Annotated in this window: 1 protein-coding gene; it reads right to left on the bottom strand. The window is 72.0% G+C overall.

Annotation, left to right across the window (positions count from 1 at the left end; genetic code table 11):
- A partial coding sequence (locus ACLQ2N_RS36030; RefSeq protein WP_425820021.1) for a beta-ketoacyl synthase N-terminal-like domain-containing protein occupies positions 1-289 on the bottom strand: 289 nt, incomplete at both ends.

The following is a 289-nucleotide window of genomic DNA, read 5'->3' as shown; positions in this document are numbered from 1 at the left end:
ACACCGCCGGCCAGCGCGAGGTCGCACTCGCCCGAGCGCAGCGCCTGCGCGGCCCAGTGCAGGGCAACCAGCGACGACGAGCAAGCGGTGTCCACCGTCACCGCCGGACCCTCGAAACCAAACGTGTAGGACACCCGGCCCGAGGCCACACTCCCCGAGCTGCCCAGGCCGAGCATCCCCTCCAGCTCGGCCGGCGTGCCGTTCTGCGTTCCGTAGTCGTGGTACATCACGCCGGCGAAGACGCCGGTGCGGCTGCCGCGCAGTGAGGTCGGGTCGATGCCGGCTCGCT

This window comes from Streptomyces sp. DT224 (genome assembly GCF_049844595.1).
Taxonomy (GTDB): Bacteria; Actinomycetota; Actinomycetes; order Streptomycetales; family Streptomycetaceae; genus Streptomyces.
Note: the sequence above shows the minus strand (reverse complement) of the source record. Positions and strands in the feature narration are given on the sequence as shown.